Origin of the sequence: Victivallis sp. (genome assembly GCF_048170485.1) — a bacterium.
Taxonomy (GTDB): domain Bacteria; phylum Verrucomicrobiota; class Lentisphaeria; order Victivallales; family Victivallaceae; genus Victivallis.
Map to the genome: position 1 here is coordinate 1 of NZ_DBEXAY010000087.1, position 13,311 is coordinate 13,311.

At 64.5% G+C, this 13,311-nt stretch carries 12 protein-coding genes; 7 read left to right on the top strand and 5 right to left on the bottom strand.

The window, feature by feature from the left end:
- Positions 1-138: 138 nt before the first annotated feature.
- Genes ACMLHG_RS04670 through aspS form a run of 4 tightly spaced genes read right to left on the bottom strand, consistent with a single transcriptional unit; the run spans position 139 to position 4,286 of the window.
- Positions 139-876 (bottom strand): DUF3047 domain-containing protein, encoded by a 738-nt coding sequence (locus ACMLHG_RS04670; protein WP_417169716.1) that lies wholly within the window; start codon positions 874-876, stop codon positions 139-141.
- Positions 873-1,475 carry a lytic transglycosylase domain-containing protein gene (locus ACMLHG_RS04675; protein WP_417169717.1) on the bottom strand — a complete coding sequence of 201 codons (603 nt, stop codon included), beginning with the start codon at positions 1,473-1,475 and terminating at the stop codon, positions 873-875. Before ACMLHG_RS04675 ends, ACMLHG_RS04670 begins: the two co-directional genes overlap by 4 nt.
- Positions 1,475-2,470, bottom strand: a complete 996-nt coding sequence (locus tag ACMLHG_RS04680) for a hypothetical protein (protein ID WP_417169718.1) — start codon at positions 2,468-2,470, stop codon at positions 1,475-1,477. Before ACMLHG_RS04680 ends, ACMLHG_RS04675 begins: the two co-directional genes overlap by 1 nt.
- A 7-nt stretch (positions 2,471-2,477) precedes the next feature.
- Positions 2,478-4,286, bottom strand: a complete 1,809-nt coding sequence (aspS, locus tag ACMLHG_RS04685; RefSeq protein WP_417169719.1) for an aspartate--tRNA ligase — start codon at positions 4,284-4,286, stop codon at positions 2,478-2,480.
- Between the two features lie 135 nt (positions 4,287-4,421).
- On the opposite strand from aspS, the gene ACMLHG_RS04690 reads away from it, so the two are divergent.
- Positions 4,422-5,027 (top strand): hypothetical protein, encoded by a 606-nt coding sequence (locus ACMLHG_RS04690; RefSeq protein ID WP_417169720.1) that lies wholly within the window; start codon positions 4,422-4,424, stop codon positions 5,025-5,027.
- Between the two features lie 2 nt (positions 5,028-5,029).
- On the opposite strand, the gene ACMLHG_RS04695 is transcribed toward ACMLHG_RS04690, so the two are convergent.
- Positions 5,030-6,460, bottom strand: coding sequence for a S41 family peptidase (locus ACMLHG_RS04695; RefSeq protein ID WP_294437690.1), 1,431 nt, complete (start codon positions 6,458-6,460; stop codon positions 5,030-5,032).
- A 147-nt stretch (positions 6,461-6,607) separates the two neighbouring features.
- Here ACMLHG_RS04695 and ACMLHG_RS04700 point away from each other — a divergent pair, with 147 nt between their 5' ends.
- The 6 genes from ACMLHG_RS04700 to ACMLHG_RS04725 form a co-directional block, all read left to right on the top strand.
- Positions 6,608-8,266 (top strand): diphosphate--fructose-6-phosphate 1-phosphotransferase, encoded by a 1,659-nt coding sequence (locus tag ACMLHG_RS04700; protein ID WP_295808432.1) that lies wholly within the window; start codon positions 6,608-6,610, stop codon positions 8,264-8,266.
- A gap of 7 nt (positions 8,267-8,273) precedes the next feature.
- Positions 8,274-8,579 (top strand): Asp-tRNA(Asn)/Glu-tRNA(Gln) amidotransferase subunit GatC, encoded by a 306-nt coding sequence (gene gatC, locus ACMLHG_RS04705; RefSeq protein ID WP_294435883.1) that lies wholly within the window; start codon positions 8,274-8,276, stop codon positions 8,577-8,579.
- Position 8,580: 1 nt separating this feature from the next.
- A complete protein-coding gene (gatA, locus tag ACMLHG_RS04710) occupies positions 8,581-10,029 on the top strand; it encodes an Asp-tRNA(Asn)/Glu-tRNA(Gln) amidotransferase subunit GatA (RefSeq protein ID WP_294435882.1) in 1,449 nt (482 codons plus the stop codon).
- Positions 10,030-10,207: 178 nt separating this feature from the next.
- The gene (locus ACMLHG_RS04715; RefSeq protein WP_417169721.1) at positions 10,208-11,524 is read left to right on the top strand and encodes an FAD-dependent oxidoreductase; all 1,317 of its coding nucleotides are present in this window, start codon (positions 10,208-10,210) and stop codon (positions 11,522-11,524) included.
- 54 nt (positions 11,525-11,578) lie between these two features.
- Positions 11,579-12,325, top strand: a complete 747-nt coding sequence (locus tag ACMLHG_RS04720) for a type II secretion system protein (RefSeq protein ID WP_417169722.1) — start codon at positions 11,579-11,581, stop codon at positions 12,323-12,325.
- 53 nt (positions 12,326-12,378) lie between these two features.
- On the top strand, positions 12,379-13,311 hold a 933-nt coding region (locus ACMLHG_RS04725; RefSeq protein WP_417169723.1), incomplete at its 3' end, for a discoidin domain-containing protein.

Genomic DNA, 13,311 nt, shown 5'->3' on the forward strand with positions numbered 1-13,311 from the left:
CATTTTTCCGATTTAGCAAGTGTAAATCCTTAAAAAAGCGCAAATTATTCCATTTTTTCGCCATCGGGGCCTCCTTTCCCGCCGCCGGACGCCGGTTTTGCGCCACACTCCGCCCTTCCCGACGCGCCGCGGCCGAACCTATTTCGCGCCGTCGCCGCCCTCCGGCGGCTTCCGGCGGGGGACAAATTCGATAAAATCAATTTCCGCTCGCGTATCCGAATCGGAATACTGGCTGTTCGCTCCGACGCTGATGATGAAGTAGCGGTTGGGATTCCGCCCGTACGCCGCCCGGAAGTCGGCCACCACGTCGCGCTCCTCCGTGATCCATTCGCCCACCGGAGAGGTGCGGTTCCGCACGCAGAACGCCTTCACCGTCATCATCCCCGCGGCATACTTGAGCAGCGCGGAGCTGCCGATCGGCGTATTGCACTCCCAGCGGTAGCCGACGCTCTTCTGCCGGATCAACGTGCCGTCGCCGAAGTAGAGCACCACCGCCTGATCGTCCACCTCCTCCGCCTCCGGAGCAAGGCGCACCGGGCGAATCACCCGCCACCGCCAGCGCATGACCGGATACCGTTCCAGATCGACCGGCGACGGCGCCGCCAGCATCACCCCGGTGGAACGCTTCGCCTCCACCACCATGACCCGGCCGTTGACCGCGCTCGCCTCTTCGGCGATGCGGAAATTCGTCCGGGGAACCATGAAGCGCGAGCCGTCGAACTTCCACTCCTTCCCGAGATTTTCCGGATCGCTGAAGTCGTTTCTCCAGACGGCGTCCGGCGAGGGGCCGCCCTCCTCCGGTGAAAGCGGCGTACCGGAAACACCGCCGCAGAGCAGCAGCACCGGCAACAGCCACCGGAACATCTGTCGTCTCACGGTCTCTTCTCCTGATAACTGCGATATCGTTTCATAATCCGGCTCACATAATGCCGGGTGCTGGCAATGGTAATTCGCGGAATCACTTCCCCGTCGAGCTCCTCAGGCTTCCACCGGTCCGCCCGGCTCTCGCCGGCGTTGTATCCGGCCAGGGCCAGTTCGGCGCCGTGTGTGTATTTCCGCCACCGGCGCAGGCCGCGGGCCAGATACCAGCAGCCGATCTCAAGGTTGAGCCGGGGATCGGTCAGCGCGGAGCGGGCGGGAACCGGTCTGCGGTTGATGCGCGCCCAGTCGGCGACCGCACCCCGCGGCAGAACCTGCATCAGCCCCACCTCGCCCTTGCTCCCGCGGGCGAAGGGGTCGAACCGGCTCTCCTGGAACACCACAGCTCGCACCAGCGAGGAGTCCACGCCATGTTTCTGCGCGGCTTCGCGGATTTCCGCGGCGAACCGTGTATCGTCCACCATCCAGTCGCGGAGATCCTCCTGCCGGCAGTAGGCGACCACCACGACGGCGAGCATCATGAGCGCCAGAAACCGCACCGGGTATCCGGCCGGAATTCTCTTCCACCAGTCTGTGCTGCGCTTCGCGGCCGCCATCACTTCGCCCGGCGCTGCTGAAGATCGGGAGGAACCGGATCGGGCGGGATGATCCGCCGGGCGGCTTCACTGCGCAGAAACGCTCCGAGCCGACCCGCCAACGCACCGTCCACCCGGAGCTCCGCCACGACGGAATTCCCCTGCGCCCGGGCCCGGAACGCGGCGATCACATCGGAGGCCAGCTGAGGATACCCGGCGAAAAAGAGCCCCGCCCCCATCGCCAGATATCCGGGCAGAGCGGCGGCGAGCATCGAGGCCGATTTGGCGTCATCGCACGCGGCGTTCATCCGGAGACTCCAGCCGCCGCCGGACGCGAGCTGCACATCGGCCGTCAGCTGGCGGATGCTGCGGAAAAAGGCTCCGGCCACCGGGTCCATCTTCCTGCCCGCCGGCGACAGCATCGCCCGCAAATTGCAGAATCCCCACAGCAGCGGGGCGCCATCCGGCACCCGGAAGGCGGCGCGGCGGCTGGACGCCACCGGCCGGAGAGCGGCAAAAAAGAGCTCCAGACCGCGCTCTTCGGCCGCGAGGACCGAGGCAGGATCCAGATAGCAGAGCGCGAGCCGCAACTGCTCCTTCGCAATGGCACTGCCGGCCTCCACCAGAAGGACCTCCCGCATGCCATATTTTTTCAAAGAGAAACGGGTTCCCCCGTCACGCAGCCCCTGGCGGAACCGCGCCTCCGGCAGATTGGTCCGGATCAGCAGTCCGCGCAGCCGCCTCCCGTCTCCGGCCCAGAGCAGTTCGGAGCAGTGGTCGAGCCGGACGCGGTAGCGCGCCTCGAAGTCATCGAGCAGCTCCTGCATGGCGGGACTGGATTCCACCATCCGGTCGAATCCGGTCCGGTTCCGCAGCTGATCGAGGTCGGCGAACACCAGGCAGTCCGCGCCCGCCGGAACGAAGTTGAGCAGCGGCGACTCCGCCGCCACCGCGGTCGCGGCGACGCAGATCAGCAGGCAGAACGCCCGGCGCATCCGGTCGGCAAGCGCTCCCATCGTCACCTCAGTTCCACGGCGCTTCCGCGCTCTGCGGCTTCTCCTGCTTCTTCGGCAGTTTGATCTCGATGTGCAGTTCACGCAACTGCTTGAGCGTCACCTCGGCGGGCGCGTTCATCATCAGATCCTGCGCCTGCTGGTTGAACGGGAACGCGATCACTTCGCGGATGTTCGGCTCATCGGCCAGCAGCATCACCATGCGGTCGACGCCGGGGGCGATGCCGCCGTGCGGCGGCGCACCGAGCTTGAAGGCGTTGATCATGCCGCCGAACTTCTCGTCGACGACGCTCCGGTCGTAGCCGGCGATCTCGAACGCCTTGTACATCACTTCGGGCTGATGGTTCCGGATGGCGCCCGAGGAGAGTTCGATGCCGTTGCAGACGATGTCGTACTGATAGGCGAGGATGTCGAGCGGATTCTGCTCCTCCAGCGCCTTCATGCCGCCCTGCGGCATCGAGAAGGGGTTGTGGGAGAAGATCGTCGCGCCGGTCTCCTCGTCGAGTTCGAACATCGGGAAGTCGACGATCCAGCAGAATTTGAACACGTTCGGGTCGATGAGACCGAGCTGGCGGCCGAGTTCCGGAATCACTGCTCCGCCGATCTTCTGCACCGCCTTCTCCTCGTCGGCGAGGAAGAAGAGCGCATCGCCGTCTTCGACGCCGCCCGCCGCCTTGAGGCCGTCGAGGATCTGCCGGTCGAGGAACTTGACGATCGGACTCTTCTCCTCTTCCCCGGTCCAGATGATGTAGGCCATCCCCTTCGCGCCATTCTCCTGCGCGAAGCGGATCATGTCGTCGAAGAACTTGCGCGGCTTGCCCGCGACCTTCGGCGCCCGGATCGCCCGCACCACGCCGCCCGCGGCGACCGCACCGGCGAACGCCTTGAAGCCGCAGTTGCGGAAGAGTTCGGTGACGTCGATCATTTCGAGCGGGTTGCGCAGGTCCGGCTTGTCCGAACCGAAGCGGCGCATCGCCTCGCGGTAGGGAATCCGCACGAACGGCGGACGAGAGAACTCCTTCCCGGAGAACTTTTCGAAGATGTCGGCGATCAGCCCTTCGATCACCTCGAAGATCTCATCCTGCTCGACGAAGCTCATCTCGACGTCCATCTGATAGAATTCGCCGGGACTGCGGTCGGCGCGCGCATCCTCGTCGCGGAAGCAGGGCGCAATCTGGAAGTAGCGGTCGAAACCGGCCACCATCAGCAGCTGTTTGAACTGCTGCGGCGCCTGCGGCAATGCGTAGAACTTGCCCGGATGCAGCCGCGACGGCACCAGATAGTCGCGCGCGCCTTCCGGACTGCTGGCGGTCAGAATCGGCGTCTGGAATTCGTTGAACCCCTGCGCGGTCATGTAACGCCGCATTTCGGCGATCACCTTGCTGCGCAGCATGATGTTGCGGTGCAGCTGTTCGCGGCGGAGGTCGAGGAAGCGGTATTTGAGCCGCATCGCCTCCGGTGCGCCGTCATCCTTGGCGATCTGGAACGGGATCACCTCCGCCTCGCCGAGCACCTCCATATCGGTCGCCTTGACCTCGATTTCCCCGGTGGCCAGCTTCGGGTTGATCGTGCTCTCGCTGCGGGCGACGACGACGCCGTCGAACCGGACCACCGTCTCCACCCGCCAGCGCTCCAGCGCCTGGTAGAAAGCGCACTCCGGGTCGATCACGATCTGCGTGATCCCGTAGTGGTCGCGCAGGTCGATGAAGATGACGCCGCCGTGGTCGCGGACGCTGTGAATCCATCCGGAAAGCCGGACCTGCCGACCCACGTCGGCCTTGCGGAGTTCTCCGCAGGTGTTCGAACGATACTTGCTCATGATATTTCCTTGATAATGCATTTGAAAAACCGGCATTATAATCCTAATTTATTAAATATAGCACCATTTCGGCAATTTACCATATCTCCCGGAATTTTTCAACGAACAGCCGCGCACGGCGGAAAAGGAGCTCCGATGCTACGGTTTGTCTACGGCGCCTGCGGCCTTTTCACCACCGTCATGGCGATGTGCGCCCTCGCCGACATGACCCGGCAGAGCAACGGATTCGGCGTCATCGCCGCCGGGATGGAATTTATGGCCTGGGGGACCTTCAGCGGGCTCTTTCTCACCGGGGCGTTTCTGCCCGGAGTGACCGAACGGTTCGCCGACGCCGTCTTCTACCCGGTCCGGCGGCTGAAAAAGCCCGCGCCGCTGCTCTCCCCCATCCTCGGGCTGATCGGTGCGGACCGGTTTGACGAAGCGCGCGAGGCCTTCCAGCGCCTGCTCAGCGGCCCCGACTGCGACCTGCCCGCCGCCTGGCTCGCCTGGTTCCGGATGGAGCTGGAGAACTGCGACAACCCCGGCGCGGCCGACGCCGTTGCGGAGCGCTGTTTTGCCGCGCCCCGGCGTTCCGCCGCCCCGGAATATGCGGAACTGCTTCGCCGCTGGTTCATCTCCGCCGCCGGCACGGAGGCCGAAGAGAGGGTCCGTGCCCGGATTCGCGAGGAACTGCACCGCCACCGCCGCGCCTACTCGCCCGGAGAGCGCCGCGAACTCGAAGCGCTCCTCGAACAGCCGTGACCCTACTTCGCCGCTCCGGCCGGCTGGTCGACGGGGGCGGAGACAGCGGGGGGTTCCGCTTTCTTCGCCTCGGCGGCTTTCTTCTCCTCCGCGGCTTTCTTCTCCTCGGCGGCCTTCTTCTCCTCCGCGGCTTTCTTCTCCTCCGCGGCCTTCTTCTCCTCCGCGGCTTTTTTCTCTGCATCGGCGGTCAGCAGGGCGACGGCATCGGCGAGCTGGGTGTCGCGAATGGTGCCGGGCTGTTTCGGCTCAATGACGCCGGGATATTTTCGCGCCTGTCCGGCGAGCGTGAAGATCTGTTTCAACGTCAGGGCTGAAACCCGGTCCGGTTCGAGGCCGCGCCCCTCGATCACCCGTCCGGAGGGGGTGACGTAGCGCCCGGAAGCGAAGCGGAGCGCCCCGCCGTCCGGCAGCGGAATGACCCGCAGCAGCGTCCCCTTGCCGAAGCTCTTCATGCCGACCAGCCGGGCGCGGCGATGGTCCTGCAGGGAACCGGCGAAGATCTCCGAACTGCTGGCGGAGAAGGGGTTGATCAGAATCACCACCGGCAGTTCGAGCTCCTGCACCTCCCCCCGCTTCGCCCGGATCTCCTGCGACAGCGCCGCTTTCCGGTGCGAGGTGCGGATGATGACGCTCTTCTCCGGAAGGAAGATCGAAGCAAGCTCCACCGCCGCCCCGACCAGTCCGCCCGGATTGTTGCGCAGATCGATGATGAGGGCGCGGATTTTCTCCTTCTTCAGCCGGTCGAGCGCGGTGCGGAACTCCCCGGGGGTATGGGCGTTGAAACTTTCAATGCGGATGTAGCCGATCGAACCGGCGAGCTTCTTCACCGCATCCGGCGGCACCGAGGGGCGGATCACCTTCGCCCGCTTCACCTCGAGACTCAGCAGATCCTCCGCCCCCTCCCGGGCCACCTTGAGATGGGCCACGCTGCCGATCGCGCCCCGGGCGAGTGCAAGACAGCTCTCCAGATCGAGCCGCTGCGTCAACTTGCCGTCGATCTCCACCAGCCGGTCCCCGGGCTGCACCCCCGCGGCCGCCGCCGGAGAGCCGGGCAGGACGTTGACCACCAGCAGCGGCGCATTCGGCTGTTTGACGATCTCCACGCCGAGGCCGACCAGTTCGCCGGTCCGCCTCGTCTCGTTGGCGGAGAACTCCTTCGGCGGCTCGTAGCCGGAATAGGGATCGAGATCAGCCACCATCCCCCGCAGTGCCGAAGTCAGCAGCTTCTCGTAGCTGACCTGGTCGGACTCCACGTAGTTGTCGTGCAGAAATTCGATCGTCTGCGCCAGAATCGACGCCTCGCTGTAGGCTTTTTCGCTGATCAGCGGGCGCTCTTCGTCCGCCTCCGTCTCCGCCGTGCTCCGGCATCCGGTGAGAGCGGCGGCAGGCAGGGTCAGCAATGCCGCCAGAATCAATCGGGTTCTCGCTTTCATCCCATCAGGCTCCTTTCCTCTTGCTGTATTGGAATATAGTGCCGAAAGCGGATATTTCCAGCTTGATAAATCCCGCGCGAGGGATTATTTTATAAATATCAAGGTATCTGTAGAGTGAAACCAAATTCAATATTCGAGGAAATCACCATGAATCAGATCTCTCCCCTCCAGAAGGCGCGTGCCGCCTATGCCCCGAAACTCCCGCCCGCGCTGGCTCACGGCGCCATGGTCCGCGTCATCGAAGGCGCCCCGACCACCGCCGTCGCCGATGTGGAGAAGATCCGCGAGATCTTCAAGACCACCTTCGGCAGCCCCGCGCTCACCTTTGAAGCCGATCCCAGCGCGAAGGGCGGGAAGGCGATCAACGTCGGCGTGATCCTCTCCGGCGGCCAGGCCCCCGGCGGCCACAACGTCATCGCCGGTCTCTTCGACGGCCTGAAATCGATCCATCCGGACTGCCGCCTCTACGGCTTCCTCAAGGGGCCCGACGGGCTGGTCCGCGACGAATACATGGAGCTCACCTCTGACGTGATCGACGCCTACCGCAACACCGGCGGCTTCGACATGATCGGTTCCGGCCGGACCAAGCTCGAAACCGATGAGCAGTTCGAAGCGGCCCGCCGCAACTGCGAAGTGCTCGGCATCAGCGCGCTGGTCATCATCGGCGGCGACGACTCCAACACCAACGCCTGCATGCTCGCGGAATACTTCAAGAGCAACAACATTCCGATCCAGGTGATCGGCTGCCCGAAGACCATCGACGGCGACCTCAAGAACGAGTGGATCGAAGCGAGCTTCGGCTTCGACACCGCCTGCCGCGTCTACAGCGAACTCATCGGCAACATCGGCCGCGACGCCAACTCCGCCAAGAAGTACTGGCACTTCATCAAACTGATGGGCCGCTCCGCCTCCCACATCGCGCTGGAGTGCGCGCTCCAGACCCAGCCGAACATCGCGATCATCTCCGAAGAGGTCGCGGCGAAGAAGATGACCCTCGCCAAGATCGTCGAGGAGATCGCCGTGGTGGTCGCCGCCCGGGCCGCCGCCGGAATGAACTTCGGCGTCGCGCTGATTCCGGAAGGCCTCATCGAGTTCGTCCCGGAGATCAAGGTGCTGATCGCCGAACTCAACGACCTGCTCGCCGCCAACGCCGCCAAGGTCGACGCGATGGAGAAGAGCGACAAGGTCGCCTTCGCCGCCGAGAACCTCTCCGCCGACTCCGCCGCGGTCTTCCGCTCGCTGCCGGCCGGGATCCAGATGCAGCTCTGCAACGACCGCGACCCGCACGGCAACGTCCAGGTCTCGCTCATTGAGACCGAGAAGATGCTCGCCGAAATGGTCGGCACCCGCCTCAAGGCGATGAAGGCCGAAGGCAGCTACAACGGCAAGTTCAGCACCCAGGTCCACTTCTTCGGGTACGAAGGGCGCTGCGCGGCGCCGTCGAACTTCGACGCCGACTACTGCTACAGCCTCGGCTACAACGCTTCCGCGCTGATCGCCGCCGGCCGGACCGGTTACATGTCCAGCGTCCGCAACACCACGAAGCCGGCTTCGGAGTGGATCGCCGGAGGCATTCCGATCACCATGATGATGAACATCGAGCGCCGCCACGGCCACGACAAGCCGGTCATTCAGAAGGCGCTGGTCAAGCTCGACGGAGCGCCCTTCGAGTACTTCGCCGCGCACCGCGCCGAGTGGGCGACGGAGACCGCCTACGTCTATCCCGGCCCGATCCAGTACTTCGGACCGTCGGAGGTGTGCGACCTCGTGACCAAGACGCTGATGCTCGAACGCGGCGACAAGTAAGGTTACAATGGAAAAGAGCGATATCGACATTCGCTACGTGGCGGAGCTCGCCCGGCTGGAAATTCCGGACGGGCAGGCCGCCGCGCTTCAGAAGGATCTGGAGAACATCGTGGCGTACATCGCGGAACTCGGCGAACTCGACCTCACCGGCGTCGAACCGACCGCCCATGCCGCCCCGCTCTCCAACGTATGGCGCGAGGATGTCGCGGGCGAACCGTTCGGCCGCGAACGCATGCTCGCCAACGCCCCGGCCCTGATGAACGGCGACCTGATCCGGGTCCCGCAGGTGCTGCCGGGAGAAGGGATGAACTGAAATGCCGGAAACCGATTTCTGCGACAAGCCGATCCACGCGCTGGCCGCCTCGCTGGCCGCCGGGGAGTTCTCCGCCGTCGAACTGGTCAACGGCTGCCTCGACCGCATCCGTCAGAAGGACGGCGAGATCAAGGCGTTCCTCCACATCGACTCCGAACGGGTGCTGGCGGAGGCCGAAGCCGCCGACCGCCGCCGCCGCGAAGGCAAGGCGAAGAGTGAATTCGACGGCATCCCCGTCGGCATCAAGGACTGCATCGTCGCCGAAGGTGAGACCTGCTCCTGCGCCTCGAAGATCCTGGCCCCGGTCAAGTCCCCGTACGACTCGACCGCCGTCGCCCGGCTTCGCGCCCGCGGCTTCCTCCCCTTCGGGCGGCTCAACATGGATGAGTTCGCCATGGGGTCGAGCTGTGAAAACAGCGCGTTCCAGAAGACCGCCAATCCGCGCGATACCAGCCGGGTTCCCGGCGGCTCCTCCGGCGGCTCCGCCGCCTGCGTCGCGGCGGGATTCGCCCCGGCCGCGCTCGGCTCCGACACCGGCGGTTCGATCCGCCAGCCCGCCGCCTTCTGCGGCATCGTCGGGCTCAAGCCGACCTACGGGCGGGTCTCCCGCAACGGACTGGTCGCCTTCGCCTCCAGCCTCGATCAGATCGGGCCGATGACCCATGACGTGCTCGATGCGGCGATTCTGCTCGACACCATCGCCGGGCACGACCCGATGGACTCCACCTCGCTGCCGGATCCGGCGGGCGGTTTTGCCGATGCGGTCCGCAACGCGGGCAACGCGCTCAAGGGGCTCCGGGTCGGCCTGCCGAAGGAGTACTTCTCCGGCTCCGGCCTCTCCGCCGGCGTCGAAGCGGTCATGCAGCAGGCGATCGCCCGGATCAAGGCGCTCGGCGCCGAACCGGTCGAAGTGAGCCTGCCCCATACGAAGTATGCGGTCGCGGTCTACTACATCATCGCCACCGCCGAAGCGAGCGCCAACCTCGCCCGGTTCGACGGCATCCGCTACGGGGACCGCAAGGAGGGGCGCGACCTGGTCGACACCTACTTCAAGACCCGCGGCGAAGGGTTCGGGAACGAGGTCAAACGGCGCATTCTGCTGGGCACCTACGTGCTCTCCAGCGGTTACTACGACGCCTACTACCTCCGCGCCCAGAAGGTGCGCACGCTGATCCGGCGCGACTTTGAAGAGGCCTACCGGCAGTGCGACGTGATGCTCGCGCCGACCACGCCGACCGTTGCGTTCAAGTTCGGCGAAAAGTCCGACCCGCTTCAGATGTACCTCTCGGACATCTTCACCATCGCGTTGAACCTCTCCGGCAACTGCGGAATCAGCGTTCCCGCCGGGAACGACGACGCCACCGGCATGCCGGTCGGAATCCAGTTCTTCGCCCCCGCCCTCGCGGAAGCGAAACTGCTCCAGGTTTCGGAGAGCTTCCTGCGGGCGTGACATTCACGCTTCCCGCCGGGAGAGGAGCCCTGTCTCCTCCCCCGGCTTTTTTCGTTTCTGCCGCCGGCGCCGTCCTTTTGGTACATTTTGTTACATAACAAAATCCCGAAACGAGTTGCATTTCCTCAGATTTTCAGTATACTTATTAGCAGAGAGAAACAACCGGGAGACCGAAACGATGATAGCGACAAAAGGGAATTTTCCTCTGCTTGCAGAGAGTGATATTGTCATTTCCGGCGGCGGCCCCGCCGGCGTGGCCGCCGCGCTGGCCGCGGCGCGCCGGGGATACCGGGTTCTGCTGCTGGAGCAGACCGGCACGCTCGGCGGACTGGCCACCTCCGGACTGGTGCCGAGCTTCGCCCCGTCCTCCGACGGCGAACGGTTCCTCTACGGCGGCATCTACGAGGAGATCGACCGCGAACTCTGCCGCCGGATGGGGGTGGAATGCAAACCCGCCTCCTGGCAGGCGATCGACGCCGAAATCATGAAGCGGCTGCTCGACGACCTGGTCGAAGCCGCCGGTGTGCGGGTGCTGTTCGGCGTCAAGGTGTGCGAAGCGGAGGTGGAAGACGGGCGCATCCGCGCCATCTGGGCCGCCACCGCGCAGGGAATCCGCCGGATCACCGGCAGACAGTTCATCGACGCGACCGGAGACGGCATGCTGGCGATGCTCGCCGGCGTGGAGTTCGAATACGGCGACGAAGCCGGCAACACGATGAGCCCCACCCTCTGCGCCCAGTTCGCCAACATCGATTATAAAAAGTATGAGGAAGCGTGCCGGAACGGCAACTCCGACCGCGCCATCTGGCTCCGGATGCTCCAGGCGGGAACCGCTCCGCTGGTCGAGCACCACTTCGTCTGCATGACGCGGATGAGCCTCGCCACCGCCACCAGCAATCTCGGCCACATCTACGGCTGCAACGTGCTCGATCCCGACGACCTCACCCGGGGTTATATGGAAGGGCGCCGGGTGGTGCGGACCTTTGAAACCTTCTACCGCGAACAGGTACCGGGCTTCGAAAACGCCGTGCTGGTTTCGACCGCGTCACTGCTCGGCGTGCGCGAGACCCGGCGGATTCGCGGCGAGTACCGGATGACCTTCGACGACTACCGGAACCGGGCGGATTTCGCCGATGAAATCGGCCGCTGCTGCTACCCGGTCGACATCCACTCCAGCAGTCTCGACAGCGAAGAGCAGAAGCGGGTGGAACAGGTGCTGGCCGCCACCCGGTTCAAACATGGCGAAAGTTACGGAATTCCCTACCGGGCGATGATTCCGGTCGGGCTCCGCAATCTGCTGGTACCGGGGCGGGCCATCTCGTCGGACCGCGAGATCCAGTCGTCGATCCGGGTGATGCCCCCCTGCTTCGTCACCGGCCAGGCGGCCGGAATCGCGGCCGGGATGGCGCAGGAGGGGGATGTCCGCTCCGTCGACATCGCCGCCTTGCAGGCGGCGCTGCGGGAAATCGGCGGCTGTCTCCACGGCCGGCAGTAGGGAATCCGGATTGTAAACGCATTGCAGAACTCAAATACAAAGGAGGCAGTCAGGATGATGCAGAGAAAGTTGTTTACCCTTATCGAACTCCTCGTTGTGATCGCGATCATCGCCATTCTCGCAAGCATGTTGCTCCCGGCGTTGAATAAGGCGCGGGATCGGGCGAAGACGATCTCGTGCACCTCCAACATGAAGACGATCGGCCTGGGGTTTGCCCGGTACACGAGCGATTACAACGACTACCTCCCGGTCAACGCCTACGTCGACCTTGCGGACGGCGGAAACAACTACGCCTGGAACAATCTCATCGGCCCCTACTGCGGCTACAACACCAAAGGCTGGAAGAATCTGCTGCCCAGCAACGACGAGATCTTCGCCCGCAAAGGGCCGTTCCACTGCCCCGCGCTCAACCCGGGCGAAGGAAAAGACAACAAGCCGGGAACCGGCACCTACATCTGGCCCTTCCATGACGGCGGGAGCGAACAGGGAATCTGCACCCGGCAGGCATTCGGCTCGTCAACCTTCCGCGAAGTAAAGGTGAACGAGATCACCTATCCCTCCAAGCGCGGCAACGCGGGCGACTCCGACGACACCTACCTCACCATCGACAAAACAGCCGACCCGAACAACACCAACTTCGGCTTCAGCTTTGAAACCACATCGACGACCACCTACCGCCGGGGCGATCCCTTCCGGCACGGCGGCAGCACGATGAACATCCTCTTCTACGACGGTCACGCGGCGACACGCAACTGTCAGGACGCCTACATCTATTTCTGGAAACCGCAGGAAGCGAGATAGGGCCCCAGTCCCCGCCCCGCATTGGACATCCACCATCAGACAACGAGGTTTTTATGAAACAGATCCACTCCCTGCTCCTCCCGCTGCTCGGCGCGGCGCTGGCGGTAACCGGCGCCGCCCACCCGGAAAATCTCGCCCGCACCCCGGGCTCCCGCTTCACAGCGGACTGCCACTTCGCGGCTTATACGCCGGACAAGGCCGGCGACGGCGACTTCACCTCCAAAGCGAGCCGCTGGGTCAGCCGCGATACGCCGGAGAAACACTGGCTCGCCGTCGAATTCGATCAGCCGCGGGAGGTCAATCAGGTTTCACTGCAGTTCTGGAATCCCACCCATCTCTCCGTCGACTACGACATTCAGACGAAATCCGGCGACTCCTGGAAGACCGTCCGGAAAGTGCGGAACAATCGCGCCGTGCAGAGCAGCAGCGCCTTCCCCACGGAGAAGACAGAGGCCGTCCGGGTGGTCTTTCTCAAACAGCTGCCGGACAACATGGTGCGGCTCTATGAACTCGGCGCATTCCGGCAGCCGCATCCGGTGGAGGCGGCCTTCTCCGACGCGCTCGACGGCGGACTGCTCATCGCGGAACGGAAGCCCGCGCTCGTGCTCCGCAACTGCGATCCGGGGCAGACCGCAAAGCTCCCGGTCCACATCCGGTTGCTCTCCGGCGACGGGAAAAAGGAGCTGAAGCAGCTTTCCGGGGAGTATTCCTTCAAGGAGACGGCCACGGTCCCGCTGCCGCTCCCGGATGAGTACGGCCCGTACCTCTACGAGATCAGCCTCCTTCAGAATCCGGTGCCGGTGATGTATCTGCCCGCCGCCGCCGCGACCTGGCAGAGCAGTTCCCCCTTCGGCGCCCACTACCACAACTACGCCGACGCATTCGTGAACCATGCCGGAATCCACTGGTGGCGCAACCACGACGTCTACGGCCGCTGGAGCGATCACGCCGACGCCGAAGGAAAACCCGACTGGAGCGATTTCGAC